The 4,004-nt window shown below is 39.4% G+C and carries 3 protein-coding genes and 1 pseudogene; 2 read left to right on the top strand and 2 right to left on the bottom strand.

Going from position 1 to position 4,004, the window contains the following annotated elements; genetic code table 11:
- Positions 1-12: 12 nt before the first annotated feature.
- Together PHR02_RS11185 and PHR02_RS11180 are read left to right on the top strand one after the other, a co-directional pair.
- Positions 13-660: a response regulator transcription factor gene (locus tag PHR02_RS11185; protein WP_299992127.1), complete on the top strand. Its 648-nt coding sequence runs from the start codon at positions 13-15 to the stop codon at positions 658-660.
- A complete protein-coding gene (locus PHR02_RS11180; RefSeq protein ID WP_299992125.1) occupies positions 650-1,864 on the top strand; it encodes a HAMP domain-containing sensor histidine kinase in 1,215 nt (404 codons plus the stop codon). Before PHR02_RS11185 ends, PHR02_RS11180 begins: the two co-directional genes overlap by 11 nt.
- 40 nt (positions 1,865-1,904) lie before the next feature.
- On the opposite strand, the gene PHR02_RS11175 is transcribed toward PHR02_RS11180, so the two are convergent.
- Positions 1,905-3,263: an FAD/NAD(P)-binding oxidoreductase gene (locus tag PHR02_RS11175; RefSeq protein ID WP_299992124.1), complete on the bottom strand. Its 1,359-nt coding sequence runs from the start codon at positions 3,261-3,263 to the stop codon at positions 1,905-1,907.
- A 9-nt stretch (positions 3,264-3,272) separates the two neighbouring features.
- A pseudogene (locus PHR02_RS11170) lies at positions 3,273-4,004 on the bottom strand (hypothetical protein); the annotation flags it as partial.

The raw sequence follows: 4,004 nt of genomic DNA, 5'->3' as shown, positions 1-4,004 counted from the left end.
AAAGAGTTATAAATGCGTATTCTAATAGCTGATGATGAACCGGAACTCTTGGAACTATTAGGCCTCTCTTTGCAAAATGGTGTATGGATTATCGATACGGCTGGAGAAGTAGAAGATGCAAAAGGGCATTTAGACGCTTTTCACTATCAGCTTTTTGTTGTTGATAGAACATTTCATGGACAAGATCGTGTTAGAGAGTTGATAACTTACGCAAAAGCTAAAAATCCTTCGATGGGAGTGTTGGTGTTAAGTGCCCTTGGGAGTATCGATGAAAAAGTACAGGGATTAGAATACGGTGCCGATGATTATCTCGAAAAACCGTTTGATATTAAAGAACTACGTGCAAGATTGATCGCACTGGCTCGCCGTTATGTTCCAAAAATAAAAATATTTGAAGATATTGAAATCGATACACACTCTAAAAAAATCAAACAAGCCGGAAATGAAATTCTCCTTAGTAGCAATGAACAAAAATTATTTTTTTATCTTTTAGAGCGAGGAGATATTGCTTCTCGTGAAGAAATTATGGATACGCTTTATGACAATCCTCAAAACATTACCTCAAATGCAATTGATGAACTTGTTGGGCGTATACGTCGTAAGCTACATCCCAATATTATTAAAACAATAAAAACACGAGGATATTTAATTGCGATTTAAATGGGTAGCGTCGCTAAAGTTTAAAATTTCCCTTATTTTTTTTATAGGGCTTGCAATAGCGTTTAGTATTAACTTGCTTATTGCTGTAAAAACAGTTCATGTACAAAAAGAAGAAGAGGTAGAAAATGTACTTACGCACCTTCTTGTTGAAAGTACTGATGAATACATCAGCACCTCTTTAAATCCATCTAGTAATGTAAATTTTCTCTACACCATTCCCCATAATATTATGATAGTAAGTGATTCAGAAGTGAATGCGTTACATTTCGTTGTTTCAGCCAATCCCTATAGGACAAATGATAAGCTAATCGTTTCATCTATAAAACTCTCCAATAATTATTATCTTAATGCAATCAGTGATCACCAAAAAATTGACAAAGCCACTTATAAATACACTCAAAAACTACTTATTCGTTATATGATCTCTTTACTTGTCATTTTATTCATTATTATTTTTGCACTTGATTTTTATATGAAACCATTAGAATTATTAGCAATCAAAACACGAGAATGGAAACGAGAAAATCCATTTGATTTTGTTCAAGAAAACGTATCTTCAGAAATCAAAGAGGTTTCCAGCGCATTTGCATCGTTGGTTAAAAGAATGGAAGAATATCGTCGCAAAGAAAGCGAGTTATTTAAAGAAGCAGCTCATGAATTAAAAACGCCGCTCGCTCTGATGCGTTCTCGCTTGGATGTATATGAGCAGTCGAATGTCTACGAAAAATCAAAATTTATTCAAGAGTTGTCTCACGATTTAGAACGTTTGACTGCAGAGTTAAAAAATGTATTATTTTTAGAAAGTTCTGATTTTGAAGAAGCTATCGATATAGATTTACATGCGATGCTTACAAAATTAAAAGAGAAGATGGATATTTTAATCCAAAGGAAAAACTTACAAATTAATATTTCTCAATCAACTTTTGAAGTGAAAGCGGCAGAAAAATTAATGTACAAAGTTTGTGGTGCCTTGATTGAAAATGCGATTACCTATGCCGCATATAACAGTATAATTCACATTAGTATCGATGGACAACTTCGAATAATTGAAATCAGCAATCATGTTGGGAATGACAAATATCTTTTTAGCTCTAAAATCGGGAATAAAATTTTGAGTCGATTGAGTAAAGAGATTGGCTATGAATATACTATTAAAGAGATGGGTGATCTTTACTCGATTCAAATACAGTTTAATGAAAATTAAACCGTATTTGAATTTACACTCAAACAAAACATAAAGTTGATTAAGCTCCGAACATATCTCCCATCATCCCTTTAAACCAAGAGTGAGTCCCTTTGCCTAGCGCGGTAGAGCGGGTATTGTTTTCGGTCATCTTCGGTTTGATGATCGTCGTATCGTTGCCGTTTAGGTCTTTATCCTGCATCAGAGAGAAGGTAACCCCGATGGAAATAGCCTCTTTGTCATTGAGCATCGAATAGCAAATGTTTTGAGGGAGCGTAACCTCTTTTATGGATGGTAACCCTTTGATAATGTTTGCGATCTGTGTGGCTACAATATGTCCTTGTCCGTTGGCAATAGCACCGCTTTTTGGATAGGGGTACCCACCGACAGCATCACCAATCACGAAAATACGCTCATCAGCTTTGGTCTGGAATGTTGGCGAATTCATCACCCCCCAACCTGTTTTTCCAGCTGAAACGCCTGCGAGTTTGATCAGTTCAGATGCTCCATTTGTTGGAATCAAGTTTGCGGTAGTATAGGAAATCGTCTGCATTTCAGTTCTATCATCTTCAAGGGTTACTTTAACTTTGACCTCTTTTTTATCGAGATCGACTCCTGTCACAAGTGAGTTGGCATGATACTCGATGATGTCCGGATACAACTCTTTGTAAGCCGCTAAAAATCCTGGACCTTTAGGTGCCGGTTTTGCTTTTGGATCGAGGATAATTACTTTTCCTTTGATCCCATTTTTTTGAAAATAGTGAGCTACCATGGCGGCACGTTCGTACGGTGCCGGTGGACATCGATAGGCAGTGTCCGGAATCGAAATAATAAAATTCCCCTCTTCAAACTCTTCGAGCATTTTTTTCAAGGCGATGTGTTCATTACCGCTCATCAATGCCGGTGGGCACTCTTGACGGCACCGTTCCGACATTAGGGTATCGTTTCCAAACCATTTGGAATAATCATAACGGATTCCCGGAGAGAGGATGAGATAGTCATACTCGAGCGTTCCTGTTGTGGTAGTAACCGTACGTGAAGTACGATCGATTCCGGTGACAGTCGTTTGAAAAAATTGATAGCCGAAATTTTTAGCCGCACTGTAATAATCGCGCGTCAAAAAATCCATCGGAACTTCGCCGGCAAGCCATTCATTACTGATCGGACACGAAACAAAAATATCCCGTTTTTCGAGGACAACGACTTCACTTTCAGGCGCCTCTTTTTTGAGGTAACGGGCTGCGGTAAGACCGCCCCATCCACCACCGATGACAACGACCCGTTTTCCGGTCGGTTTTGGCAGTATTTCCGTAGAAGGAACAGCATCATTCGCTGTTGCAGTGGTAGCCGTTGTCCCTAGTGCAAGTGCGGCGACACTCAGTCCGGAGGCTTTTAATAAATCACGTCGTGAGAATTCCATAAAGACTCCTTAGAAGCTGAGATTCGCGATGAGACGCGTGTGGGATTGCTCATAGTTACGGGTATCGTTGTCACGTTCAACATGGAAGAGACGGAACCATAGCCCTTTGACCGATGGGACTACGTAATGGAGCATGTAGTCTGTTTCACTGCTTTGTTCATTTTGTATGGCACCTTTAGTGGTTGTATTGGTCCACGTTTGAACATCACTGTCGTATTCAGCATGATTGATACTGAATTTCAACCCTTTTACCCCGAGATTGCTAAAATCGTATTCACCCCCGATTTTATAAGCAGAGGTATCGGCACGGTAGTTGTTACGGGTAAAGATCGTTCCAGTATAGAGCGGATCTCCTCCCCATGCATTGATCACGTGTCCATCATTACTGTCTGTATATGCGGCATTGAATCCCCATGAACCGATAGATGCTTTTGCTTGAGCACCCCATACCATAGCATCGATTTGACCGTCTGCACTGATTTTAGTTGAATACAGATTGGTACCCGAAGGAGTTTTAACCGTTTTAAGACCTTTAAGGGCTGTAGCTCCGGTAGATGTTGAAAAATCTCCTACATCACTTTGGGTGAGTAATTGTGCCCCCAGGGCTACTTTAGCATCACCTACATTTGTTTTGTACTCAAGATCCCCGTAGATTGTATTGTACATTTCATGTGCATAGTAATCCCAAATGCGAGCTTGGAGGCTACCTTTCTTATAATCGATTCCAATCGCTGTAACACC

Origin of the sequence: Sulfuricurvum sp., from assembly GCF_028688295.1 — a bacterium.
Taxonomy (GTDB): domain Bacteria; phylum Campylobacterota; class Campylobacteria; order Campylobacterales; family Sulfurimonadaceae; genus Sulfuricurvum.
Note: the sequence above shows the minus strand (reverse complement) of the source record. Positions and strands in the feature narration are given on the sequence as shown.